Origin of the sequence: Kitasatospora sp. CM 4170 (assembly GCF_032110285.1) — a bacterium.
Lineage (GTDB): Bacteria > Actinomycetota > Actinomycetes > Streptomycetales > Streptomycetaceae > Kitasatospora > Kitasatospora aburaviensis.
In genome coordinates this window covers 7048955-7073778 of record NZ_CP134877.1, presented here as the reverse complement: position 1 = coordinate 7073778, position 24824 = coordinate 7048955, and the positions used below count along the sequence as shown (strand labels likewise).

At 74.4% G+C, this 24824-nt stretch carries 24 protein-coding genes; 15 read left to right on the top strand and 9 right to left on the bottom strand.

All coding sequences use genetic code 11. From position 1 onward, the window contains the following. Positions 1–3: 3 nt before the first annotated feature. Positions 4–441, bottom strand: coding sequence for a YjbQ family protein (locus tag RMN57_RS29860; RefSeq protein ID WP_313766389.1), 438 nt, complete (start codon positions 439–441; stop codon positions 4–6). A gap of 284 nt (positions 442–725) precedes the next feature. Further along, positions 726–992, bottom strand: a complete 267-nt coding sequence (locus tag RMN57_RS29855) for a hypothetical protein (protein ID WP_313766388.1) — start codon at positions 990–992, stop codon at positions 726–728. A 922-nt stretch (positions 993–1914) separates the two neighbouring features. On the opposite strand from RMN57_RS29855, the gene RMN57_RS29850 reads away from it, so the two are divergent. Beyond that, positions 1915–4113 carry a bifunctional glycosyltransferase family 2 protein/CDP-glycerol:glycerophosphate glycerophosphotransferase gene (locus RMN57_RS29850; protein WP_313766387.1) on the top strand — a complete coding sequence of 733 codons (2199 nt, stop codon included), beginning with the start codon at positions 1915–1917 and terminating at the stop codon, positions 4111–4113. A gap of 103 nt (positions 4114–4216) precedes the next feature. On the opposite strand, the gene RMN57_RS29845 is transcribed toward RMN57_RS29850, so the two are convergent. Continuing rightward, complete coding sequence (locus RMN57_RS29845) at positions 4217–4429, bottom strand: EF-hand domain-containing protein (RefSeq protein WP_313766386.1); 213 nt, start codon at positions 4427–4429, stop codon at positions 4217–4219. 262 nt (positions 4430–4691) lie between these two features. Between RMN57_RS29845 and RMN57_RS29840 the strand changes: the two genes are divergently transcribed. Beyond that, a complete protein-coding gene (locus RMN57_RS29840; protein WP_313766385.1) occupies positions 4692–5360 on the top strand; it encodes a lysophospholipid acyltransferase family protein in 669 nt (222 codons plus the stop codon). Between the two features lie 134 nt (positions 5361–5494). Here the strand turns inward: RMN57_RS29840 and RMN57_RS29835 are convergent, their stop codons facing one another. Then, positions 5495–7312: an ABC transporter ATP-binding protein gene (locus RMN57_RS29835; protein ID WP_313766384.1), complete on the bottom strand. Its 1818-nt coding sequence runs from the start codon at positions 7310–7312 to the stop codon at positions 5495–5497. Positions 7313–7636: 324 nt separating this feature from the next. Beyond that, on the bottom strand, positions 7637–8410 hold the full coding sequence (locus tag RMN57_RS29830) for an SDR family oxidoreductase (RefSeq protein WP_313766383.1): 774 nt from the start codon (positions 8408–8410) through the stop codon (positions 7637–7639). A gap of 242 nt (positions 8411–8652) precedes the next feature. On the opposite strand from RMN57_RS29830, the gene RMN57_RS29825 reads away from it, so the two are divergent. Genes RMN57_RS29825 through RMN57_RS29810 form a run of 4 tightly spaced genes read left to right on the top strand, consistent with a single transcriptional unit; the run spans position 8653 to position 11803 of the window. Beyond that, positions 8653–8844: a hypothetical protein gene (locus RMN57_RS29825; RefSeq protein ID WP_313766382.1), complete on the top strand. Its 192-nt coding sequence runs from the start codon at positions 8653–8655 to the stop codon at positions 8842–8844. Positions 8845–8888: 44 nt separating this feature from the next. Next, on the top strand, positions 8889–9701 hold the full coding sequence (locus RMN57_RS29820) for a hypothetical protein (protein ID WP_313766381.1): 813 nt from the start codon (positions 8889–8891) through the stop codon (positions 9699–9701). Then, positions 9698–10651, top strand: coding sequence for a DUF6895 family protein (locus RMN57_RS29815; RefSeq protein ID WP_313766380.1), 954 nt, complete (start codon positions 9698–9700; stop codon positions 10649–10651). Before RMN57_RS29820 ends, RMN57_RS29815 begins: the two co-directional genes overlap by 4 nt. Continuing rightward, positions 10652–11803 (top strand): serine hydrolase domain-containing protein, encoded by a 1152-nt coding sequence (locus RMN57_RS29810; RefSeq protein ID WP_313766379.1) that lies wholly within the window; start codon positions 10652–10654, stop codon positions 11801–11803. Positions 11804–11879: 76 nt separating this feature from the next. On the opposite strand, the gene RMN57_RS29805 is transcribed toward RMN57_RS29810, so the two are convergent. From RMN57_RS29805 to RMN57_RS29795, 3 genes are read right to left on the bottom strand one after another with little or no spacing between them, the layout of a single operon-like run. Then, entirely contained in the window at positions 11880–12773 is an 894-nt protein-coding gene (locus RMN57_RS29805) for an SDR family oxidoreductase (protein WP_313766378.1), read from the bottom strand. Next, positions 12770–13825 (bottom strand): alpha/beta hydrolase, encoded by a 1056-nt coding sequence (locus RMN57_RS29800; RefSeq protein WP_313766377.1) that lies wholly within the window; start codon positions 13823–13825, stop codon positions 12770–12772. Before RMN57_RS29800 ends, RMN57_RS29805 begins: the two co-directional genes overlap by 4 nt. Next, positions 13822–15549, bottom strand: a complete 1728-nt coding sequence (locus RMN57_RS29795) for an NAD(P)/FAD-dependent oxidoreductase (RefSeq protein WP_313766376.1) — start codon at positions 15547–15549, stop codon at positions 13822–13824. The genes RMN57_RS29800 and RMN57_RS29795 overlap by 4 nt, the downstream gene beginning before the upstream one ends. A 178-nt stretch (positions 15550–15727) precedes the next feature. On the opposite strand from RMN57_RS29795, the gene RMN57_RS29790 reads away from it, so the two are divergent. The 9 genes from RMN57_RS29790 (at position 15728) to RMN57_RS29750 (ending at position 23881) form a co-directional block, all read left to right on the top strand. Continuing rightward, positions 15728–16546: a MerR family transcriptional regulator gene (locus RMN57_RS29790; RefSeq protein ID WP_380233484.1), complete on the top strand. Its 819-nt coding sequence runs from the start codon at positions 15728–15730 to the stop codon at positions 16544–16546. A 147-nt stretch (positions 16547–16693) separates the two neighbouring features. Next, entirely contained in the window at positions 16694–17704 is a 1011-nt protein-coding gene (locus RMN57_RS29785) for an iron-siderophore ABC transporter substrate-binding protein (protein ID WP_313766374.1), read from the top strand. Between the two features lie 123 nt (positions 17705–17827). After that, positions 17828–18460 carry a hypothetical protein gene (locus RMN57_RS29780; RefSeq protein WP_313766373.1) on the top strand — a complete coding sequence of 211 codons (633 nt, stop codon included), beginning with the start codon at positions 17828–17830 and terminating at the stop codon, positions 18458–18460. 289 nt (positions 18461–18749) lie between these two features. After that, entirely contained in the window at positions 18750–20189 is a 1440-nt protein-coding gene (locus tag RMN57_RS29775) for an MFS transporter (RefSeq protein ID WP_313766372.1), read from the top strand. Between the two features lie 146 nt (positions 20190–20335). Then, complete coding sequence (locus RMN57_RS29770; protein ID WP_313766371.1) at positions 20336–20692, top strand: type VII secretion target; 357 nt, start codon at positions 20336–20338, stop codon at positions 20690–20692. Beyond that, on the top strand, positions 20689–22245 hold the full coding sequence (locus tag RMN57_RS29765; protein WP_313766370.1) for a hypothetical protein: 1557 nt from the start codon (positions 20689–20691) through the stop codon (positions 22243–22245). The genes RMN57_RS29770 and RMN57_RS29765 overlap by 4 nt, the downstream gene beginning before the upstream one ends. Continuing rightward, complete coding sequence (locus tag RMN57_RS29760) at positions 22242–22628, top strand: hypothetical protein (protein ID WP_313766369.1); 387 nt, start codon at positions 22242–22244, stop codon at positions 22626–22628. The genes RMN57_RS29765 and RMN57_RS29760 overlap by 4 nt, the downstream gene beginning before the upstream one ends. 38 nt (positions 22629–22666) lie before the next feature. Beyond that, complete coding sequence (locus RMN57_RS29755) at positions 22667–23263, top strand: hypothetical protein (RefSeq protein ID WP_313766368.1); 597 nt, start codon at positions 22667–22669, stop codon at positions 23261–23263. A gap of 63 nt (positions 23264–23326) precedes the next feature. After that, complete coding sequence (locus RMN57_RS29750) at positions 23327–23881, top strand: GNAT family protein (RefSeq protein ID WP_313766367.1); 555 nt, start codon at positions 23327–23329, stop codon at positions 23879–23881. 100 nt (positions 23882–23981) lie between these two features. Here RMN57_RS29750 and RMN57_RS29745 read toward each other — a convergent pair whose 3' ends face one another. Beyond that, positions 23982–24749, bottom strand: coding sequence for a dienelactone hydrolase family protein (locus RMN57_RS29745; protein WP_313766366.1), 768 nt, complete (start codon positions 24747–24749; stop codon positions 23982–23984). Positions 24750–24824: the final 75 nt, after the last annotated feature.

The following is a 24824-nucleotide window of genomic DNA, read 5'->3' as shown; positions in this document are numbered from 1 at the left end:
GGGTCAGCCGAGGAAGGAGAGCCGGACCGTCCTGCGCAGGTTGTCCCCGTTGGTGTCGACCAGCACCACCGACTGCCAGACGCCGAGGGCGAGTTGGCCGCCGATCACCGGCAGCGTGGCGTGCGGCGCCACCAGGCCGGGGATGACGTGGTCGCGCCCGTGGCCGGGGCTGCCGTGCCGGTGGCGCCAGCGGTCGTCGGCGGGCAGGAGCTCGCGCAGGGTCGCGAGGAGGTCGTCGTCGCTGCCCGAACCGGTCTCCAGGACGGCGATGCCGGCCGTGGCGTGCGGTACGAAGACGTTGAGCAGCCCGTCGCGCCCGGCGGCCCGTTCATCGAGGAACGTGGCGCAGCGGTCGGTGATGTCGAGTGCCACCTCGTGGCTGCCCGTGATGATCTCGAACGTGGTGGAGTGGAAGAGGGTGGAGTGGATGTTGTCCGCCATGGGCTCATCCTCACCCAGCTCAGGTGGCTCTCCGTCCCGGCTCGCCGACTCTCCTTGCCAAGGAGGCAAGGTGTCGTAGGCTGAGAGGTTCAGACCTTCCCGGGACCGGCGGGCCCGGTCCGCGCCGCACCCCCACGTCGGCGCCGAATCGCCCGCCCGGGCCGGCCGGTTGCAGCGATCCCGGGTACGCCGAAGACCCGAGGGGCTCTTGAGGCCCATCGGGTCGGGTGCCGCTCACGGCGGCGGCGCGGGCGGGCCCTGGGGCCCGGTCCACGGGACAGCCGTCAGCCGCGGCTGCCGAACAGGCTCCGGCGCAGCCGGCGCAGTGGCGCCAGCAGCGAGACCCGCACGTGGCGGCGCGGCGCGGTCGGGGCGCCGGCGCCGCGCGGCGTCAGCTCCCTTATCAGCCCGAGCGCCTCGGCGGTTTCCACCGCCGGGAGTGCGGGCGCGCCGAGCACAGCCAGGTGTCGCTCGATCCGGCGGCCGGTCGCGCCGACGCCGCACTGGACCGCCGGCACGCGGGGCCGAGTCCGCACTTGCATGTGTTCCATCAGTTTTCCCACCCCTACGAGGCGCCAGGGCCGTGAGGCGAAGACTATCCGTGACAGACGGCCTTCGCGCAACCGTCCTGGTGTGCTGCCACCGTACCGTGCGGCGTCAACTGACGACGCACCAGGGGCCACCCGTCCGGTCACGACTAGGCATCAATGATGGTGCACGACCCGCCGTTCGTCACCGGGGCGACGGAGGCACCGGCCCGGCGCCTGCCCGAGAGGCACGCGCCGGGCGCGCAGGGTCACCGACAGTCATGACCCGCAGTCCCCGGGCGGACGGCGGAGCCGGGGAGCGCCGGGCGCACCCCCGACCACCGCACCGCTACGCTCTGCCACCGGATGCTCGCTCGACCCACGGGCCCCGCCATCGGCGCCGCCAGATACGACTATCACTTCAAGAAGTGAACACAATCGTGGGATTGACTCGGCTCCAACCTCCAAGCAATATCTTCATCGACACGCGCGGGCACGGGCACGCACCGCCCGAACCCAGCCGCGTGTTCGACAGATGAAGATCTCCGGTTCCCCCGAGCCACTGCCCGGCCGCCTCGACGCTGCGGTGGCCAGGCTCGGGAGGTTCCCGGACAGGCGGCCGGCCGTAGAGGGTCGGCCGGGCCGCCACCTGGCTGCCGGTGCCGCCCCGCACGGGGCCCGGCACCGGCGGTTCCGGCTCTGCTCCGGCCCCGCCCCTTCTCCCCGGTTCCGGCGCCCGCCCGCAGCACGCCCTGCGGCCCGCCCCGCCCCGCGTCGACGGGCAAGCCCCGCGCCGCTGCCCGAGTCACCCCCGGGGGCACCGCGACGACCGCTCCACCGACCCGCCGCCCGCCGCCCGACCCTCCCCGCCCTCCCCGCCCTCCCCGCCACCACCGGACGCCCCGCACGGATCCGCCGCCGACCGCGCTCGCTAGACTCGGCCAGCGTGCCAGTCCTCCTCAGCATCGTGCTCCCGGTCCACGGAGTGGAGCGCTACCTGCCCCGCTGCCTCGACTCGATCCTGGAAGCCACTCCCGCCGGGGAGTCCCGCTTCGAGGTGATCGCCGTCGACGACCTCTCCCCGGACCGCTGCGGCGAGATCCTGGACGACTACGCCGCCCGCGACCGCCGGTTGCGTGTGCTGCACCTCCCCGAGAACCAGGGCCTCGGCGGCGCCCGGACGGCGGCTCTGCCCGAGGTCCGCGGCGAGTACGTCTGGTTCGTCGACAGCGACGACTGGCTGCCGGACGGCACCGTCTCGGCGCTCGTCGACGAGCTCGCCCAGGAGTCGAAGCGCGACCGGCCGGCCGACGTGCTGCTCACCGACTTCGTCCACGCCTACCCGGACGGCGGGACCGAGCCCAACCCCTGGCGCCACGTGCTGGTCGGCTCCCCGCTGGTCGAGGGCGCGACCGTGGCCGAGCACCCGGCGCTGTTCCGGACCGTGATGTCGGTGTGGAACAAGGTGTTCCGCCGCGAGTTCCTGACCGGTCTCGGCGTCTCCTTCGGGCGCGGCTTCTACGAGGACATCTCGGTCACCTACCCGGCGCTGCTGGCCGCCGAGCGGCTGCGCTACCTCGACCGCCCCTGCTACTTCTACCGGCGCGGCCGGGCCGGCGCGATCACCTCCACCGCCTCCCCCAAGCACGCCGACGCGTTCGCCCAGTACGACGCGATCTTCGCCTTCCTGGACCGCCCGGACCGGCCCGGCCGCCCGGTGCCGGAGTCGCTGCGAACCCTGGTCTTCGACCGCACCGTCCGGCAGGCGCTCAACGTCTACGACACCCCCGGGCTGGTCCCGGCGGACCGGCGCAAGGACTTCTTCCGCCGGATCTCCGAGCACTTCACCCGCCACCGCCCGGCCGGCTACCGCTTCCCGGGCGGGGTGCGCGGCGTGCAGTACCGGCTGGCCGCGCGCGGCGCGCGGGTCGCGTACGCGGAGCTGCGGCGCACCGGGCGGCTGCCGCGCGAACTCAAGCGCGGGGCGCGGGCCGTGGCGCCGGCGGTGAAGAAGGGGGTGCGCAGCAGCGCCCGGTTCACCGCGTACAACGCCTTCCGCCGGCTGCCGCTGGACGAGCACCTGGCGGTCTACGCGGCGTACTGGCACCGCGGGTACGCCTGCAGCCCGGCGGCGATCTACGAGAAGGCGAAGGAGCTGGCGCCGGACGTCCGGGGTGTCTGGGTGGTGGAGAACCGCGCCCGGGCGGCCGCGCTGCCCGCCGGTCTGCCGTACGTGATCGTCAACACCCCCGCCTACCTGAAGGCGATGGCGACCGCCAAGTACTTCGTGAACAACGTCAACTTCCCCCGGACCATGGTCAAGCGGCCGGGCACGGTGCACGTCCAGACCCAGCACGGCACGCCGCTGAAGGCGATGGGCATGGACCTGAAGGACCACCCGGTGGCGGCCGACGGGATGGACTTCGACCTGCTGCAGGAGGCCGTCGACCGCTGGGACTTCCTGGTCTCCTCCAACCCGCACACCAGCGAGCACTTCGCCCGCGCCTTCCCAGGCCGGTACGAGATGCTGGACACCGGCTACCCGCGCAACGACCGGCTGGCGAACGCCGGGCCGGCCGAGGTGGCCGCGATGCGCGAGCGGTTCGGGCTGGCCCCGGGGCGCACCGCCGTGCTGTACGCGCCGACGCACCGCGAGGGCCAGGGCGGCTACGTGCCGCTGCTGGACGTGCGCGAGCTGGCCCGCCGGCTGGGCCCCGGTTTCACGCTGCTGGTCCGCACCCACTACTTCCACACCGGCGGCCCGGGTGACCTGGCGGCGGGCGAGGGCGCGGCGGAGATCGTGGACGTCTCCGCGCACCCGACCGTGGAGGACCTCTACCTGGCGGCGGACGTACTGGTCACGGACTACTCGTCGATGATGTTCGACTACGCCGTGCTGGACCGGCCGATCGTGGTGTTCGCGCCGGACTGGGAGGAGTACAAGCGGAACCGCGGCGTCTACTTCGATCTGTTCGCCGAACCGCCGGGTGCGGTGACGGTGGACGCGGACGGGCTGGCGGCGGCGCTGCTGGCGGGCGACGCGGAGCCGGGGGCGCGGGCGAAGTTCCGCGAGCGGTTCTGCCCCTGGGACGACGGCGGGGCCGCGGAGCGGGTGGTCCGCCGGGTGTTCCCCGTCCGGGGATGAGCGGCGGGGCCCAGGGGATGAGCGGCGGGCCCGAGGGGCTGAACGGCGGGCCCCGGGCGCGAGCGGCAGGCCCCGGGTCACCCCGGGGCCCGGCCGGACGGCCTCAGCCCTGGCGGGCGGCCAGGAACTCGTCGAAGGTGAGCTCGCCGTCGTGGTTGGTGTCCATCTGCTTGATGATGGCCTCGGCCACCGAGATCGACGTGGTCAGGTCGCCGAGCTCACGCGCGACCAGGGCGTACTCGGCGGCGGTGATGCGGCCGTCGCCGTTCACGTCGAACTTGTCGAAGGCCGCGCGGATGTTGTCGACGTCTGCCATGGGACCCCTCCTGAGGGAACTGAAAGCTGCTGAACTGCTGGAACGCTGATCCGCTGATCGAGAAGACCTGCTGATGTGCGTTTCTCTACGACGGCCGTACCCTACCCGGCCGTGGTGAGCGCCACGGCTGCCGGGAGTGGACGGGTTCGGGGGTGGGTGTCGTAGTCTGCGGGTCTGATTCCCGGCCCGGCCGGGGACGACCACCGATCGTCGACCGTTCAGGCCCGGGCTTCCCTCGGGCGTGCACGTCCTGGGAGGGACCATGCTCGATCTCGTCACCAAGCTGGTGCTGAAACCGCTCGCGCGGGGGATCTGGCGGCCGAACATCGAGGGCCTGGAGAACGTGCCGCGCAAGGGCGGGGTCATCCTGGCCAGCAACCACCTCTCCTTCATCGACAGCGTGGTGATCCCGCTGACCGCGCCGCGCCGGGTGCACTTCCTGGCCAAGGCCGAGTACTTCACCGGCGCCGGCATGAAGGGCGCGCTGTCCAAGGGCTTCTTCGAGGCGATCGGCGCGGTGCCGGTCGAGCGCGGCACCTACCGCTCGGCGCAGGCCTCGCTGGAGTCGGCGCTGGCGATCCTGGAGGACGGCAAGGCCTTCGGCATCTACCCCGAGGGCACCCGCTCGCTCGACGGCCGCCTCTACCGGGGCAAGACCGGTGTGGCCTGGCTGGCCCTGACCGCGGGGGTCCCGGTGGTACCGGTGGCGCTGGAGGGCCCGGAGCAGATCCTGCCGATCGGCAAGCGCGTTCCCCGGATCAAGAAGGTGACGGTCCGTTTCGGCGAGCCGCTGCACTTCGACGAGCTGCACGGCCAGGCCCGCTCGCTCAAGGCCCGCCGGCAGGTCACCGACGAGGTAATGCGGGCGATCCAGCAGCTCTCCGGCCAGGAGGTCGTGGAGAGCTACAACGAGATCCCCAAGGCCGCCTGAGCCCGGGCCGCCTGAGCCCGGCGGTGGGCCCGGGCCCACCGCCCGGCCCGCCCCGGCCCGCCCCGGCCCGTCGACCACCGGGGCCGGCCGACCGCCCCGGCCCGTCGGGCTGCCGAGCCCCGTCGCCCGGCCGCTCAGACGCGGCCGAGCGGGACGGCCGGCACCTCACGCCGCAGCAGCGCCGCGTACCGGCCGTCGGCCTCGACCAGCTGGTCGTGGGTGCCCAGCTCGACCACCTCGCCGCGGTCCAGGACGACGATCTGATCGGCGGACCGGACGGTCGAGAGCCGGTGGGCGATGGTGATGGTGGTCCGCCCGGCCGCCAGCGTGTCGATGGCCTGCTGGACGGCGCGTTCGGTCCGGTTGTCGAGGGCGCTGGTGGCCTCGTCCAGGATCAGCACCGGCGGGTTGCGCAGGATGGTCCGGGCGAGCGCGAGGCGCTGCTTCTCCCCTCCCGAGAAGCGGTAGCCCCGCTCCCCGACCAGGGTGTCGTAGCCGTCCGGCAGCCCGGCGATGGTGTCGTGGATCTGCGCGGCCTCGGCCGCGGCGACCAGTTCGGCGTCGCTGGCGTCCGGCTTGGCGAAGCGCAGGTTGTCGGCGACCGAGGCGTGGAAGAGGTAGGTCTCCTGGGAGACCACGCCGACCGCCCGGGACAGCGACTCGAAGGAGAGCTCGCGGACGTCGACGCCGTCGACGGTGACCCGGCCTCCGGTGACGTCGTAGAGGCGGGGCACCAGGTAGCTGAGGGTCGTCTTGCCGGAGCCGGTCTCGCCGACGACGGCGAGCGAGCTCCCGGCCGGGACCTTGAGCTCGATCCCGGAGAGGGTGGGCCGCTCCTGGTCCGGGTCGTAGCGGAAGTCGACGCCCTCGAACCGGACCTCGCCGGTGATCCGCCCCAGCTCGACCGGCCGCTCCGGCTCCGCGATCTCGACCGGCAGGTCCAGGTACTCGAAGATGCGGTGGAACAGCGCGAGCGAGGTCTGCACCTGCACCCCGGTGGAGAGCAGGCTGACGGTGGGGCGGAAGAGGCCCTGCTGGAGCGAGACGAAGGCGACCAGGGTGCCGACCGAGACGATCGGCGAGCCGCCGGCCGCGGCCAGGCCGGCCGCCCAGTAGATCACCGCGGGCATCGCGGCCATCACGATCTGGATGGTGTTCATCCGCCAGCGCCCCGCCATGCTGGCGCGCACCTCCAGCTCTGCCAGCTCGTCGGACTGACCGGTGAACTCCTTGGCCAGCGAGTCGGAGCGGCCCATGGTGCGGCCGAGCAGGATGCCGCTGACCGAGAGCGACTCCTGCACCGCCGAGCTCATCGCGGCGAGCTGCTTCTGCCGCTCGGTGGTGATCTTCTTCCGCTCGTTGCCGACCCGCCGGCTGATCCAGACGAACACGGGCAGGAGCAGCAGCGAGACGACGGTGAGCCGCCAGTCCAGCGCGACCATGGCCACGACGGAGGCGATGACGGAGGTGAAGTTGGAGACCAGCGAGGTCGCCGTCGACGTCACGGTGGACTGCATGCCGCCGATGTCGTTGGCGATCCGGGACTGCACCTCGCCGGTGCGGGTGCGGGTGAAGAAGGCCAGCGACATCCGCTGGAGGTGGCTGTAGACGGCGGTGCGCAGGTCGTGCATGACGCGCTGGCCGACGGTGGTGGAGATCAGCGTCTGCAGCACGTTGAAGATGCTGTTCACCACGGCGGCGGCGACCATGCCGAGCGCCAGCAGGCTGAGCAGGCCGGTGCGGCCCTGCGGGATGGCCGTGTCCAGGACGGCCCTGAGCAGGAACGGCGATATCACCGACACCACGGCCGAGGCCGCCACCAGCAGCCCGACCGTGGTGAGCCGGCCCGTGTACGGGCGGAACAGTGCGAGGATGCGGCGCCACTGGGCCGGTGGGCGGGGCTCGTCCTCGGCTCGGGCGGGTGGGGTCCATCGGATGCCGTCGGGCCTCAAGGGCAGACCTCCCAGGGTCGGACGCGCGGGCGGCGCGCGGCGGGCGCGGCAGCGCGCACCCGCGCGGCGGGCATGGCACCGCGCGGGTGCGCGGCGGGCATGGCGGTGCAGCGGACACCGGCATGGCGAGCATAGCTCATAGTTAGCGAAGCTAATAGTGAGGCTCGCTCTATTCCCGCCGCGCCGCATCCGCCGCACCCGGTGCGCCACCAGACCCGCCGCACCGCCGCGCCCGACGCACCGCCGAATCCGCCGCACCGCTGCGACCGCGGCGGGCCGCAACCCCGGGGCCCGGGGCCGCCGCCCGCCGCGAGCGACCCCGGCTCAGTCGGTCCGGTAGGTGCGCGCCGCCTTCGAGGAGAGTCCGCCGAGCTTGCCGGAGGGCAGCAGGCGGGCGACCGCCACCGCGATCTTGTACCGCTTGCCCGGCACGGACAACGAGCGGCCGCGGGCGAGGTCCCGCATGGCCTCCTCGACCACCCGCTCGGCCGACAGCCAGCCCCAGGACGGGATGTTGCCGGTACCCATGCCCGCCCGCTGGTGGAACTCGGTCCGGGTGAAGCCCGGGCAGAGCGCCATCAGCCGCACGCCGGTACCGCCGAGGTCGCGCATCACGCCCTGGGTGAAGCTCACCACCCACGCCTTGCTCGCGCCGTACGTGCCGCGCGGCAGGAAGGCCGCCACCGAGGCGACGTTGACGATCGCGCCGCGCCGCCGCTCGCGCATCCCCGGGAGGGCCGCCGTGGTCAGCCGGAGGATCGCCTCCACGTGGACCTTCAGCATGTCCAGCTCGTCCTGGAGCGGAACGGTGAGGAAAGCACCCTTGTTGCCGAAGCCGGCGTTGTTCACCAGCAGGTCGACCGGGCGGGCGGCGTCCGACAGCCGCGCCTCCACGGCGGCGATGCCCTCCTCGGTGGCCAGATCGGCGGTGAGCACCTCGGCGTCGATGCCGTACTCGTCGTGCAGGTCCGCGGCGGAGCTCTCCAGCCGTCCGGTGTCCCGGGCCACCAGGACGAGCTGGTAGCCGCTCCGGGCGAGCCGGCGGGCGAACGCGGCTCCGATGCCGGCGGTCGCGCCGGTGATCAAGGCAGTGGTCATGCACCCGACCGTACCGACTCGCCGGCGGCCAGGGGTACCGCTCCGCGGCACCGGGGCGTCGCGGGCCTCCTCGGACCTTGCACGGACGGGCGGTTCGCCACCGAGCGCAGCCGGGACCGGGTTCCGCCCCGTGCCGCCGGTCACGCAGAGTACCCCCTTTGCACCTGACAGTTCGCACCCGTATCGTCGGACGAGGGGGCATCGCCGGGCCAGGCGATGAAGTCTCGATGAGGAGGCAGCCGATGCTTGCTCAGACCACCCGAACCACGCGGGCTCCGCTCGCCACGCCGGCCGAGGTCGACGTGCTCGGCACGCTGATGGTGGAGGACGAGGCGACCGTCAGTGACGCGCCCACGTACCGGCCCGAAGCCGCGGGCGTGCTGATCGCCCTTCTGCTGCTGTCGCCGAAGCAGCCCAAGGAGAAGACCCGGTAGCCGGCCGGGCCCACCGGTCTCCACGACAGGAGAGCCTCATTCCCATGCCGTTCGCCGACACTTCCCTCCGTGACGAGTACGCCGCGGCCGTCGAGCGAGTGGCGGGCCGGGTCCTCGACGCCCTCCGGGGCGCCGCGGGCCCGGCCGCGCCCGACCGGCCCGGCGGCAGCACGCCGGACGGCCCGCCGACCGGCCCGCCTGCGGAGCCACCGCTGCTGGAAGGCTCGTTGCCCCGGGCCGAGTTGGCGGCCGTCCGGGTGCTCGGGCCGGACGTGTTCGCCCCGCGGCTGCTGCACGGCCTCGCCCCCGACCGGCCGACCGTACTCGCCGCCGCCCTGGCCCTGAAGGCGTTCCCCGCCCCGGCCGACGGCGCGGCCGGCGATCCGTCCGCCAGCGCCGCGGCCGCGTCCTGGCGCGACCGCGCCACCCTCGATCTGCTCGCCCTCGGCGGTCACGTCGCCTCCGCCTCGCGGCCCGCACCCCGGCCGGGTCCGCCGCTGGCCCCCGTGCCCGAGCCCGACCGGCTCGGCTGGCCCCGCTGGTCGGTGGCCATGGCCCGGCTCTCGCCCCTCGCCCTGCCCGAGCTCGGCGGCCCGGTCCACGACCTCGCCCGCCGCCACAGCCTCGCCCTGGCCCGGGGAGCCACCCGCTCGATGATGCGGCGCGACCTCCGCACCGCCGCCCGGATCGCCAGGTGGCTGGCCTGGACCGTTGCGAGCGGCGCCCCGGAGCACCTGGAGGTCGCCCCCGTCCTCGACCGGGTCCGCGCCGCCGGTGACGGAAGTGCCCGGATCGCACTCGAAGTCGCCATCGCCGAGGGCCTGCTGGCCCTCCGGCCGAACGGAGCGGCCGCATGACCGGCACCACCGACACGACCGTCCTGCGCAGCGCCCAACAGGTCTCCTCGGGCGCGCTGCGCTGGCTGCACTCCTGCTACCGGAACGGGCTCGGGCGCTTCCCCGAGGACGCGACCATCGACCTGGCCGACCCCGACAACGTCTACAAGCCGCTGGGGGAGGCCGCGTTGGCGACCGGTCTGCTGCTGCGCGAGGGCGTCGCGGGCGCCGAGGACAGCCGGATCGCCCGCGAGACGCTCGACCTCGCCTGGGAGCAGCTGCGGGGCGGCGACCTGCTCTACGAGCGGCAGTTGCGCTACCCGCTGATGACCGACCCGCTGGAGGTCTACGTCCACTTCGCCCGGGCCGACTACCGCCACCGGGCCCTGGAGGAGCTGCTGGACTCACTGGCCCGGCTCCGTGCGGTGCAGGCCATGGAGATGCTGCCCAACCGGCGGCTGGCCGTCGCCAACGCCCGCCGGGTGGTGGGCCTGGAGCAGCGGCCGGACTGGTCCGCCCTCGCCGCCGCCACCTGGCTGGGGGCCACGCCCGAGCCCTGGATGATCGACTGGCTGACCGCCTACGACGTCACCCACACCGTGTTCCACCTCACCGACTGGGGCGCCCGGCCGGACGGGCTGCCCGCCCCGATGCGGGACTACCTGCGCGACTGGCTGCCGGTCTGGCTGGACGTCTGGCAGGAGATCGGCCAGTGGGACCTGGTCGGCGAACTGCTCATCGTCGCCGCGTGCATCGGCGAGGCCGAGGTCGGCATCCCCGGCTGGTTGGCGCTGGCCGCCGCGCAGCGGCCCGACGGTCTGGTGCCGCGGGACGCCGACCCGGTCGCCGACGAGCCGGAACAGCTGCTGACGGACCACGGCCACACCGCCGTCGTCACCGTGGTCGCCGCCGCGATCACCCTGGCCCGCGCACTGGGCGGCGCGTCCGGCGCCACCGCCGTGGCGGCCTAGGTGGACGGGCCGACCGGGAAGGCCCGGGCCGTCGGCGCGGCGGGCGGGCCGGTCGATTCACTCGAATCCCTCCTGGGCGAAGGCGAGTCGGGCGCCGGCAGCTCGGGCGACAGCGAGCTGGGCGCCGGCGAGCTGGGCGAGCAGGATGCGGAACGACTGGTCGCGGCGGCCGCGCCCTTCGCCACCGCCGTCACACTCGCCGTGGCCCGGGGCGAGCGGCAGGCCGTCCACTCCCGCGGGCGGCTGACGCACGGGGGTGCGCCCTGCACGCCGGACAGCGCCTTCGAACTAGGCTCCGTCACCAAGACGTTCACCGCGCTGCTGCTCGCCTCGATGACCGCACGCGGGGAGCTCGCCCCGGAGGACCCGATCGAGCGGCACCTCCCCCGGCCCTGGCGGCCACCGGCCGTCCGGACCGGCGGGCCCGTCCGGCTCCTGCACCTGGCCACCCACACGTCCGGGCTTCCCCGTCTGCCGCCGGGTCTGCTGACGAGCGCCCTGCCGGCCTGGTTCAGCAACCCGTACGCGGCCTTCCGGGACGAGCAGTTGCAGGCCGCGCTGGCCCGAACCACGGTGCGCCACCGGCCCGGTACGCGGTTCGCCTACTCCAACTACGGTGTCGGTCTCCTCGGGCGGCTGCTCGCCGAGGCCGCGTCCACCGACTACCCCGAGCTCCTCGCCGACCGCGTCTGCCGACCGCTGGGTCTGCGCACCGTGACCTGCAGCCCGGACCCACCGGACCGGGTGGTCGGGCACCGTCGCGAGCGCCCGCTGCCGCCCTGGCGCATCCCCGGCCTGCCGGGCGCCGGGGCCGTCCGCGCCGGCGGCGCGGACCTGCTGCGCTACCTCCGCGCCCATCTCGCCCCGGGTGACGGGGAGTTGGGCTCTGCGCTGCGCGACGTCCAGCGGCCCCGGCTGCGCCTGCCGCACTCCCGGGACCGGCTCTGCCTGGTCTGGAACCACCGCCGGATCGGTGGCCACGACCTGCTCTTCCACTCCGGCGGCACCCGCGGCTTCACCGCCTTCGTGGGCTTCTGCCCGCAGACCGCCACGGCCGTCGCCGCCCTGGCCAACTGCGCTCCCGCCCTGGACGGCCGGTTCGTCCAGGCCGGCTACGAGGCGCTGAAACGGCTCTCCTCCGCCCGGCCCTGACGGCGGCCGGCCGAGGGCGGGCGACGGCGACGGCGGGTCCGCCGGGTGGATCCACCCGGCGGACCCGGCGGCCGGATCAGTGCTCGGTCGAGCGGGCGGCCGTGTCGGCCGCTCCCCCGGCGCCGACCGGGCGCAGTCGGGTGGCGGCGGTGGCGGCCAACTGCGGGGCGAGCCTGGCGACGTCCCGGGAGCCGACGGCCGCGATGACCAGCGGCAGCAGCGCCCGGACGGGCTGCATGCCGCGCAGCCAGGCCTGGGCGTAGACGTGGGCCGAGCGGCGGGCGATGCCGTCCACCAGGCGGTCCACGGCCGGGCCGAGCGGGTAGGTCTTGTTGGCGGGCCAGGGCAGCCGGGAGCGCATCTGCTTCAGGACGGTGTCCTGGTCGGCGCCGCGCACCATGTCGGTGTCGGTCCAGCTCAGGTACCCGACACCGACCTTGACGCCCTGGTGCGCGACCTCGGCGCGGATCGAGTGGGCGAAGGCCTCCACCCCCGCCTTGCTGGCGCAGTACGCACTCATCAGCGGCGCCGGCGTGAGCGCGGCGAGCGAGGCGATCTGCAGCAGGTAGCCGCGGCTCTCGGCGAGGGCCGGGAGGAAGGCCCGGGCGGTGGCCACGCTGCCGAGCAGGTTCACCTCGATCACCCGGCTGAACGCCCGGTGGTCGCTGTCGAGCAGCGGGCCGCCGATGGCGATGCCCGCGTTGGCGACCACGGCGTCGATCCGGCCGTAGTGCTCCTTGATCAGCCGAGCGGTCTCGGTGAGTGCGTCGATGTCGGTGACATCGGCCTCCCAGGCGGTGGCGGACGGGCCGCAGAGGGCGGCGACGGCCTTGAGTTCGGCCGGCTCCAGGCCGACCAGCGCGACCTTGGCGCCGCGCAGGGTGAGCTTGCGGGCGAGCTCGGCACCGACGCCGCGCGCGGCACCCGTGACGACGACGACCTGCGCGGACAGCGGCTCAGTGGCGTTCATGCGGACACGGACCTCTCGGTGGCGGCGGGCGGCGTGGGGCGGGGAACGGTCGGGACGGACACGGTCGGGACGGCGCCACCGGCAGCGGCGGGCTCGGCAGCGGCGGGCTCGGCAGCAACCGCCCCGGCAGCAGCGGGCTCGGCCGCACGGAGGTGGGCGGCGGCCATCCGGTGGATCTCGGCGGCCACCTCGGCCGGCCGTTCCATCGGGGCCATGTGGCCGACACCGGGCAGCAGGAGCAGCCCCTGCGGGTCGGCCAGCGCCGCCACCATCCGGTGGGCGTGCACCGGCGGGGTGAGCCGGTCGTCGGTGCCGACCACGACGGCGGTCGGCGCGGTGAGCCGGGCCAGCCCCGGCCGGACGTCGAGCTCCCCCAGCACACCGGCCCACGCCGCCCGGACACCGGTGGGGCAGGAGTGCACGATGCGCGCCGCCGCCTCGACCGGCCCGTCGGGCGAACCCGCCCCCATCGTGGCGTACTTGAGCACGGACCGACTGGCCGGGCCGACCGGACCGAGCGGCAGCCGGGAGCGCAGCACCTGGCGGTGGAGGAACCGGCGCAGCCCCGGGGAGCGCACCACGCCGGGCAGCACGCGGAGTTCGGCGATCAGGTCGGACGGCCCGGTCGAGACGAGCACGGCGGCGGCGGTCCGCTCCGCGACCTCGGGGCGGCCGCCGGCGGCCATGATGGTCATGCCGCCCATGCTGTGCCCGGCGAGGAGGGCGCGCTCGCCGGCCGGGACGGTCCGGGTGAGCACGGCGGAGAGGTCCTCGGCCAGCGCGCGGGTGGAGTAGCGGACCGCGCTCGGCGGGATCTCGCTGCGGCCGTGTCCGCGCTGGTCGTACGCCACCACCCGGTAGCGGTCGACGAGTCGGCGGATCACCGGCGCCCAGAAGCGGGTGGAACAGGTCCAGCCGTGGGCGAGCACCACGGTCGGGGCGCCGGGTTGCCCGTGCACCTCGACGTGGAGCCGGATGCCGTCGGCCGAGCGGACGTCCAACTGCTCGACGGGGCGCAGCGGTTCGTAGTCGGCGGGGATCGCGGGGCTCATACCAGGGCCTCCTCGGCCGCGGCGGCCGGCCCCGGCGCCGCGGGGGCGGCGCGCATGATCAGCTCGTACTCGGCGAGGTCGACCTTCCGGGTGGCCCGGCGGAACGCCGTCGTCGAACCGGGCCAGAGCACGGTGTTCCTGCCGTTCGGGTCCAGGTACCAGCTGCGGCAGCCGCCGGTGGTCCAGACGGTGCGGTCCATCCGGTGCTGGAGTTCGAGGTTCCAGTGCCGCTGGGCGCGCTCGGTCGGCTGCATCGCGGTGGCGCCGATCGAGCCCAGGGTGGTGAGCGCGTCGATCAGGTAGTTCAGCTGGGACTCGATCATCAGGATCATCGAGCTGTTCCCGAGGCCGGTGTTGGGGCCGATCACGAAGAAGAGGTTCGGGAAGCCCCGCACGGTGGAGCCGCGCAGCGCCTCCATGCCGTCCTTCCACTCCTCCGCCAGGCTCGTGCCGCCGACGCCGAACACCCGCTCGCCGATGGGCATGTCGGTGACGTGGAAGCCGGTGCCGAAGACGATCGCGTCCACCTCGCGCTCGCTGCCGTCCGCCGCGACGAGGGTGGAGCCGCGCACCTCGCGCAGGCCGGAGGCGACCACCTCGGTGTTGGCGGCGGCGAGCGCCGGGTAGTAGGTGTTGCTGAGCAGGATGCGCTTGCACCCGATCCGGTAGTCCGGGGTGAGCCTGGCGCGCAGCGCGGGGTCGGCGACGCCCTGGGCGAGGTGCCGTTCGGCGAGCTGCTGCACGACCTTGAGCAGGCCGGGCCGGCGGACGAAGGCGTCCACCTGGAGCTCGCGCAGGGCGAAGAGGGTGCCGCGGCGGAGCTTGGCGGTCACGGGGAGCCGGCCGTGCAGCCACTTCTCGATCTCGGTGATCTCGCGGTCGCGGCGCGGCAGCACCCAGGCGGGCGTGCGCTGGAAGACCGTCAGCCGACCCACCCGCGGCTGGATCGACGGGATGATCTGGGCGGCGGAGGCGCCGGTGCCGACCATCGCGACCCGCTGGCCGGCGAGGTCGTAGTCGTGGTCCCAGCGGGAGGAGTGGAACACCTTGCCGGGGAAGGCGTCCAGGCCCGGCAGATCGGGGATCTGCGGATCGGCCAGCGGCCCGGCGGCGGAGACCACGGCGTCGGCGGTCCACTCGCCGGCCGTGGTGGTGATCCGCCAGCAGGCGTGGTCCGCCTCCCAACGGGCCTCGGTGACTTCGGCGTTGAAGCGCAGGTGCGGGCGGATGCCGAAGACGTCGGTGACCTTCTCCAGGTAGGCCCGGATGTCCGGCTGGCCGGAGAAGCTGCGCGGCCAGTCCGGATTGGGGGCGAAGGAGAAGGAGTAGAGGTGGGAGGGCACGTCGCAGGCGCAGCCGGGGTAGCTGTTGTCGCGCCAGGTGCCGCCGACCGAGTCCGCGCGCTCCAGGATGACGAAGTCGGTGATCCCGGCGCGGCGCAGCCGGACGCCGGCGCCGATCCCGCCGAAGCCGGAGCCGATCACCGCGACCCGGACGTGCCGGACGGGCGCCGGGGCCGGCGCGGCGGCTCCGGCCGACCGGGCCGTCGGCACGGTCACGGCGGTGGTCGCGCCCGGCGCGGTGGTCGCGTCCTGCGCGGTGGTCGTGGCCGGTGCGCCGGTCGCGTCCTGCGCGTCCGCCGCGGCCGCCTCCGGCGTGGCGTCGGCAGCGTCGGAGTCCCGGTCGGACGCGCCGGGGCGGGGGCGCTTGGTGCTGGATGCCATGCGGCGTCCTCCTGAGGGTGGGGGCCTGAGGTGCGCACTGCCGCGACGCGCCGCCTCCATGGTGCCGTGGCGTGCCGCGAGAACCATGCCAGCAATCACTGGCACGGTTGGCAGATTAGCCCTTGTTGACAGTCGATGGAAGAAGCCCGGCCGCCGCACCTCCACGATCGGCGGTCCTATGCTGAGCGCCGTGGACAAGGTCAGAGCGGCGGCGGACGACAGGCAGCGCGAGTACCGGGTGGAGGAGCTGGCCGAGGCGGCCGGCATCACCACCCGCACGCTGCGCTTCTACCGCGAACGCAAGCTGCTCCAGCCGCCGCGCAAGGAGGGCCGGATCGCCTGGTACGGCGACGCCCACCTCGCCCGGCTCCGGGTGATCGCCGAACTGCTGGAGCGCGGCCACACCCTGGGCGGGATCGCGGAGCTCATCGGCGCCGGTGAGAGCGGCCGGGACGTCGCCGAGCTGATCGGGCTGGAGGCGGCGATCGTCGCCCCCTGGTCCGACGAGACCCCGGTCCGGCTGGACTGGGACGAGCTGAAGGCCACCTTCGGGGATCAGCTCACCGAGGAGAACACCGCCGAGTCGATCGCCCAGGGCTTCATCACCGTCGACGAGGACGGGATCACCCACGTCAGCCGCCGGCTGCTGGACGCCACCACAGACCTCGTCGCCGAGGGCGTGCCGCTCTCGGCGGTGCTGGAGGCCAGCCGGCAAACCCAGGAGCACGTGGACGCGATCGCCGAGGTCTTCACCGCCCTGGCCCGCGAGTACCTCCTGGGCGCGCTCGCGGCCGACGCCCCGCTGCCGCCCGGCGAGGCCGCCCGGCTGACCGAGCAGGTGCTGCGGGTGCGCCCGCTGGCCCGGACCGTCACCGACGCGCAGTTCGCCCTGGCCATGGACCGCCGCGTGCACGCCGAGTACGAGGAGCTGCTGCGGCAACGCCTGGAACAGCGGGACGAGACCGACCCGGGGAGCGGGACCGGCCCCGAGGCGTAACGGGCACCGGGGCATTGCGGGCACCGCGGCGCAACGGGCACCGCGGCGCAACGGGCACCGGGGCGCAAAGGGGCACCGAGGCGTAACGGGCACCGCCACCGGGCAGGGATCCGGGCGCCTCGCCGCCTTCCGGAACGGAGTCGCCCGATGCCCCCCGCCCAGACCTCCGCCCCCGCCCTCACCCGCCGCGCACTGCTCGCCCTCGTCTCCGCCACGGCCTCCGGTCTGGCACTGGCCGCCTGCGGCTCCGGCGGCTCGGCCGACGCGACCGCCTCCACCGGCTCCGGCGACGGTTCGGGGAAGACGCCGGCCGGCACCCGCACCGTCCGGCACGCCCGCGGCGAGAGCACCGTCCCCGCGCGCGCCGCCCGCGTCGTCGTGCTGGACACCGATGTGCTGGACACCGCCGTGACGCTCGGCCTGACCCCCGTGGGCGCGACCGCGGTTGCCGCGGGAGCGCCGCTGTCCGGCTACCTCCCGGCGGCGCGACTGGCCGGGACCAAGACCGTCGGCACCATCGGCCAGGCCAGTCTGGAGGCCGTCGCCGCGCTCAAGCCGGACCTGATCCTGAGCAACCAGGTCCGCGACGACAAGCGGTACGACGAGCTGTCGAAGATCGCACCGACCGTCCTCACCAAGACCACCGGCCCGGCCTGGAAGGAGAACTTCCGCCTGCACGGCGAGGCGCTCGGCCGCCAGAGCGAGGCGGCGGCGGTGGAGTCCGCCTACCGGACCGAGGCGGCGGAGCTGGTGGCGGCCCTCGGCGGTCCGGAGAAGGCCGCGGCGACCAAGGTGGAGATGGCCCGCTTCCTGGCCGGCGCCCCCACCCGGCTCTACCTCAACGACACGTTCATCGGCTCGGTCTTCAAGGACCTCGGCCTCGGCCGGCCCGCCAACCAGGACAAGCCCGGGTTCTCCGTCGAGATCAGCCCGGAGCAGGTGGACCAGGCGGCCGCCGACGTCATCTTCTACTCGGTGTACGGGGACGCGTCCAAGTCGGACCGGGCGAAGATCATGGAAGGCTCGCTCTGGCGGAACCTGGAGGCGGTGCGCACCGGCCGGGTCCATGCCGTGGACGACGGACTGTGGATGCTCGGCATCGGCTACACCGGCGCGGGCCTGATCCTCGACCAGATCCGGAAGAGCCTGGTCGGCTGAGCCCCCCCGGGGGGGGCGGCGTCGGCTGCACCGGCGCGGGGCGGGTATCCGCCCGCGCCCCCGGGTTCACCGCCAACTCCCGCGTGGAAGAAGGTAGTAGGGACCACCGGGAGGGGGCGGGCAATGGACGCACTGGTGACCGCGGGCACGGTGGCGATCCCGGCCCTCGCGGCATGGTCGGTGCTGCGGCTCTGGCTCCGCCCCGGGGCGACGCTGGGCGACGCGGTGTCGGCGTACGGGTGGTCCGCGCTCGGCCTGGCGGTCGGCCACTCATCCGGCCCCGGCTGGCTGGTGCCCGCCTGCTGGACGGCGATCGGACTCGCGGTGGCGTACCACCTCGGCCGCCTACTCCTGTGGATCGTCGCGAAGCCGATCGTCCCGACCGATCCCGCCGCGCTGCGCCGACGCCTGCTGGACGCCTGCCGCGCGGAGACCGGGCCCGAGGCGTTCCTGGTCGGCGTGAGCCCGGACGGGTACCTCACCTTCTGGGGGCTGGAGGCCGCGGGCATCCCGCGCTGCCGGCTCCGCCCCGGCCCGGGCTGCGCGACCTGCCTCCTGGAGGAGCTCGTCGGGGAGTTGGCCGTCAACGCGGCGGACGTCGTCGCGGAGTACCGGGCCCGGTTGGCGGACCGGGCGAACCAGCTGTTCGCCCTGCGGCGCGGCGTGATCGACAACCGGTGGAAGGCGGAGCTGCGCCCGGTCAAGGGGGCCAGGACGCCCTTCGAGCACTCCCCCTGCACCGTCCACCGGTTCTGAGCGACGCACGGTTCACCCGCCCCGCCCGGCACAGTTCACCCGGGGCGGCCTGCGCCGTTCACCGGCGCCCGGCCGCCCGCGCCCCCACCGGGCCGCGCCCCGGCCGGAGTTGGCCGGTCCTCCAAGACGGGCGAGCGACCTCGGGAGACTCCGCTGGGTGATCGTACGGTTACCCGCCCGTCCGACCGGCCGTTACGGTCGAGGCTCACCCGCGGCCCTTCCACAGGCCGGGCCGGTGGTGGGAGGCGGGCGCCCACCCCGGCCGCATGTGGGGGCTCACCGAATGTCCGTGGTCACAAGATTCCGATCGGCGGCGCAGCTGACGGGCGGTGGAGTGCTGGTCTGGTCGCTGCTGGGCCGGCTGCCCAATGCGATGTGCCCGATCGGCACCCTCCTGCTGGTCACCCGGAACACCGACAGCGTCTGGCGGGGCTCGGTGGTCGCGGGCGCACTGGCCGTCGGCCAGGCGGTCGGCGGGCCGCTGGTCGGCCGGCTCGCCGACCGGCGCGGACAGCGGTCCGTCGGCCTGGTCGCGGCCGCCGTCAACACGGTGGCGATCCTGGCGCTGGTGGCCGCCTCCGAGGGCGGGCTCGACCTGGCGTGGCAGATCGGGTCGGCCGCGTTGATCGGGCTCTCGGTGCCGCTGGTCGGCCCGCTGTCGCGCAGCCGATGGGTCGGGCTGGCCGACGGGGAAGCCGAGTTGACGTCCTCGATGCTCTCGCTGGACGGCATCGTGGACGAGATCTCCTTCACCACCGGTCCCGCGCTGGTCGGTGTGCTCGCCACCCTGGCCTCGCCGGCCGTCGGGCTGCTGACCGCGGCCGCGCTGGTCGGCGCCTGCGCCACCCTGTTCGCCCTGCACCCCACCGCCGCTCCGGGCACCACCGCCCCCGGAACCGCCGGGGCCCGCGGGGAGCGGGCCGCCCACCGCCGCTCCGGCGAGCGCCTGTTGAGCGCTCCGTACGTCCTGCTGCTCGCCGGGATGGGACTGCTGGGGGCCTGCTTCGGCTCGGTGCAGGTCGGTGTCACGGCCACCACGGACGCCCTCGGGCAGCCGGGTGCGGCCGGGCTGCTCTACGGGTTCATGGGCTTCACCAGCGCCTTCGCGGGCATCGCCACCGCCGCCCTCCCGATCCGGTGGGGGCTCCCGCTGCGACTGCGGGCCGGGACCGTCCTGCTCTGCTCCGCCTCCGTCCTGCTGCTCTTCTCCGGCGGCGGTGTGACCGCGCTGGCCGCCGCGATCGGCTGCCTGGGGGTGGCCGTCGCCCCGCAGATGATCACGATGTTCGGGCTGGTGGAGCGGACGGTGCCGACCGCCCGGCTGGGCGAGGCGATGGCCGCGCTGGTCAGCGCGATCATCCTGGCCCAGTCGGCCGGGACGTTCCTGGGCGGCTGGTTCGCCGACCACGTCGGCCCCACCGCGCCGTTCCGGGTCACCGTCGCCTCGGCCGCGGCCGCCCTGCTGCTCGCCCTGCTCACGGCCACCGACCGCCGCTACCGGCGCCGGAGCCCGGCGCGGGCCGACGTCCGGAGCCACGCCGACGCCGGCGCCGGCACCCCGGCAGCCCGCACCGCCGGCGCGGCCGAGGACGCCGTCCGACCCGTCGCCGGTTCCACCACGAAGCCCAAAATCACCCCAACACCCGGCGCGGATTCCCGGCAGGACGCGGAGCCGACGCGCCCTCACCGTGAAGGAATCGAGCAGCCCGCGCCGTCGCGGAGGGCGTAGCGGCACGGTCCGCGCCACACGTTAGGCTCACCCCCGATGCCCGCGCCGCACCACGTCGCGCGGGCATCGAGCCATACGGACTGACGTACCGGAGCCGGGCGGCACCGGTCGCGCGGCGTACGCCGGAGACGGGGGAACGGGGAGACATGAGTGGCGGACCAGCCCAGGGTTCCGGGGGCACGGGTGACGGCGGAGCCGGCGGATACGGCGTCAACGTGGCCGGACTGCACGGGGTCAGCGAGGCCCTGAGCAAGACGGCGACCGACATCGCGGAGGCCAAGACCGCCTACGCGGGCGCGCTCTGCTACGCGTCGACGGCCTTCGGCGAGTTCGGGATGGACAAGGCCTGGTCGTCCTTCGACCAGAACTGGTCCAAGGAGATCGACGTCACCCAGCGCGCCCTGGACGAGCTGGCGCAGAAGATGTCGACCACCACGGCGAACTACCGCAACACCGAGAAGGCCGTGGCCGCCTCGCTGGTGCCGGCGGGCGGCGGCCGATGAGCAAGGTCAAGGACCTGGAGAGCGCCCAGCACAGCATCGAGAAGTTCTCGCTCATGTTCGCCAACCTCCAGCTGCTGGAGGGGATCGACAAGGCGCTGGCCGTCCCGGAGCCGGTCGGCGACCCGGGTGCGATCCGGGCCCGGGCCCAGGACTACGCCAAGGCGGCCGCCTCCTTCGGCAAGGCCGCGCAGGACCTCTCCGGCATAGCCGCCAACCAGCTGCCCGCGGTCTGGACCGGTTCGGTGGCCGAGCACGCCACCCAGGCGGTGCACGCGATGTCGGCGGAGACGGTCACCTCCAAGGACACCCTCGCCGAGGCCGCGAAGGTGCTGGAGGCCTGGGCCAACGACCTGCAGTGGGCGAAGACCGTCGACGCCCAGGGCCGCCAGCAGCTGCAGGCCGCGCGGGAGAAGGCGCGCAAGGACCCGGGCGGCTTCGACCAGGGCGCGCGCGAGGAGGCCCTGAACGGCGTCGCCGCCCAGCTGTCGGGCGCCCGCCGCGCCGAGAGCTGTGGGACGAGCACGGCGAGCAAGCTCAACCAGCTGGCGTCCAAGGCCCGTGCCGAACGGGCCGGCCAGGGGTCGATCGACCCGCTCGCGGCCGTGGTGCTGGCCACCGAGAAGAACCCGGGCGCCGGCGAGGACGACGGCTACATCCTCACGCCCAACCAGCTGGACCGCGCCACCCAGATCCTCGGCGTGATGCCCGGCGGCGACCAGGCGGCCTTCCGCGCGCTGCTCTCCAACGCCAAGTCGCCCGAGGAGTCGGCGTACCTGTGGAAGGCGCTGGCGGCCGGCCACTCGGTGGCCGACATCCAGAAGTTCGACGAAGGCATCCACCCGCACGGCGACGACCCGGCCTGGCTCGCCCAGCACCTGGTGCCGGCGACCAGCACCGGTGACACCAACCGCGAGTCCTCGGACAACATCGACGTCACGTACCAGGGCCAGCAGGTCAACATCGACGGGTACTCGGTCTACTCGCAGCGCAACGTCAGCGACTGCGTGGCCGCGTCCACCGTGATCGCCCAGGCGAAGCTGGACCCGCTGCTGATGTACCAGCTGACCACCGGCGGCACGCCCGACGTGCCCGGCGCGGACTCGCCGGACAACTTCGAGCAGCGGCTGCAGAAGACCTACATCGGCGAGTACATCGACGGCCAGAAGGTCGACGGCCGGAAGACCTACCCCAAGGAGGACAGCGGCCTCGGCCCCAAGGCCCAGACCTACCTGGCCGACAAGGACCTCGGCAAGGCCACCGGCGCCGACTACGAGCACGTCGAGCTGGAGAGCGACGCGGACCGGCGGGCGGCGCTGGCCCGGATCGAGAAGTCGGTGGACGAGGGCCTGCCCGTCCCGATCACCGTCCGCAACAGCGACTCCGGCCACCAGATGATGATCATCGGGCGGGACGGCGACAGGCTGCAGATCTACAACCCCTGGGGCTTCACCTCCTGGGTGACGGAGGAGCAGTTCGTCAACAGCCAGCTCGGCGGACTGACCCCCGGCGACCACCCCCTGAACAAGTCGACCGCCCTGGAGCTGCCGAAATGACCACCGTCCGGTCGGACGCCGAACTGGCGGACCTCGACGTCCCCGCCGCCGTCACCCGCGGCCTGCTGCTCGCCGGCGGCCCGCGCCAGGCCCTGTTCACCGAGGCCGCCATCGCCGCCGCGCACCGGGCCGAGGCCGCGGGCATCGGCCCGTACCCGCTGGGGTTCCTGGCCCAGCACGTCCGGGCCGGCGGCTTCGCGGCGGCCCTCGCCCTGCCCGACCCGGTCATCGGGGAGCCCGGCCGCACGCTGGTCCGCGGCTGGCTGCAGGCCGCTGCGGCGACCGGCGCCGACCTGGGGCGCGAGCACCTGTTCGCGCGCTGGCTGGCGGAGGTCGCCGCGCTGATCTCGCTGCGGCGCGACGTCCGGGAGGGGAACGCGTGACGGGCGGCCGACGCCGTCCGCTCCACCGAGGCCTCGCCGTGGCCGCCGCCCTCGTGGTGGTGGCCACGGCGGCCGGCTGCTCCTCCTCCGCGGCCGACGGGCCGGGCCGGCAGCCGGACACCGTCCTCGCGCTGCCCGCCGACAAGGACGCGGACGCCGTGGGCGGCGGCCGGCAGCCCGCCTTCGAACCGTCCGAGGTGCACCTCGCGGTCGGCGGTTCGGTGGGCGTCAGCCTGACCTCCGCGCCGCTGCCGCACGGCTGGCAGCTCGCCGGCGAGGGCGACCCGGCGATCGTCCGCCGGGGCCCGGACGCCCCGCTGAGCAGCTGCCCGGCCGACTCGGCCGGCTGCGGCCACACCGTCCGGCAGACCTGGACCGCCGTCACCGCCGGCTCCACCACGCTCACCTGGCACTTCGTCGACCGCACGAGCTGCGGCCGCGGAACCGGCGGGTCGGCGACGGCCGGTTCGGGAACGGCCGGTTCGGGAACGGCGGGTTCGGGGACAGCGGGTTCGGGGACCGCCGGCGCAGGGGCGGGCGCGACGGCCGCGGCCGGTACCAGTGCCGGGACCGCCGGTCCCGCGTCGTCCTGCAAGGTGCTGGCCGTCAAGGAGGTCCGGATCAGCGTGGGCTGACGGACCGGCAGGGGGTGATCCGCTCCGGGGCACCGCTCCGCCGCGTACGCCTACGATCTGATCATGATCAAGGGAACGCTGGTGAAGCTGCGCGCACTGCGCGCGGAGGACGCGGAGCACCACCTCCGCTGGCGCAACGACCCGGAGGTGGTGCGGTTCGCCGCAGCCGGGGACCCGTGCTTCGGGCCGGTCACGGCCGAGGGCGTGGAGATCGGATTCTCGACGATACTCCGGCTGGTCCCCAGGGAGGCCGCCGTGCTCACCGTCGAGGAGGCGGCGACCGGCCGCGTCATCGGGATGGTCGACTACCGCGACCTCGACCCGTTCATCGGCGTCGCCACGCTCGGGATCACCATCGGCGAGAAGGAGTTCTGGGGCCGTGGCCACGGTTCGGAGGCGCTGCGGCTGCTGGTGGACCACCTCTTCGGCGCCTACGGCCTGAACCGGCTGGAGCTGGACACCTGGAGCGGCAACGAGCGGGCCGTCCGGACGTTCACCCGGCTCGGCTTCCGGGAGGAGGGGCGCCGCCGCGCGGCGGCCCTGGTCGGCGGCGTCCGGTACGACCGGGTGCTCTTCGGCATGCTCCGCGAGGAGTGGGAACCGGCGGTCAGGCCGTAGCACCCGGCGGAGCGGCCCCGCTCCGGCGCAGCGGGGCACCGGGAACGGGGCCGCTCCGCCCTGGAGGCAGGTGCGTCCCGGCCCCGGCCGGGACGCGCCGTCAGAGTGCGCGCCCCAACAGCTCGAACAGCGCCTTCCAGTGCCGGGCGTCCCCCTCCGGGTGGTAGGGCACGGTGTCGGTCTGGGTGAAACCGTGCCGGGCGCCTTCGTAGACCTCGCAGGTGTGCTTGACACCCGCGGCGGCGAGCGCGGCGGCGAACCGGTCGATCTCCTCGGCCGGCAGCGACGGGTCCTGGTCGGCGTGGCCGAAGTAGAGCTCCGCGGTGACCCGTTCGGCGACCAGGTGCGGGCTGTCCGGGGAGTCGGTGGCGAGGTAGGCGCCGTGGAAGCCGGCCGCCGCCGCGACCCGGTCGGGGAACGCTCCCGCCGTGCGCAGGGCGAGGCCGGCCCCGAGGCAGTAGCCGGTGATGCCGACCGGGCCGTCCGTGACCAGCGGGGACGCGGCCAGCCAGCCCAGGTAGGCGTCGGCGTCGCGGGCGAAGAGCTCCGGGGTGAGCGCCTCGATCATCGGGCCGAGGCGCTGGAACAGCGTCGGGTCGGCGGCCGTGCTGATCAGCGCGGGCGGCTCGGGAAGCTCGATGATCGGCGTACGGCCGTACCGGTAGAGGACGTTGGGCACCAGCACGGTGTAGCCCTCGGCGGCGATCCGGTCGGCCATCGCCGTCAGCGCGGGCCGGATGCCGAAGGCGCTCATGAAGAACAGCACACCGGGGTGGGCGCGGCCGTCGTCCGGACGGGTGAGGTAGGCGTCGGCCGTGCCGTCCGACGTCGTGATGTCCACGGATGTGCCGCGTACGGCGGTTGCCACGCTCGTCTCCTCTGCTTCGGGCGGGTGGAGTTCGGCCCGCGCGCAGTATCGGCTGCCGCGCTCCTCGCGTCCACG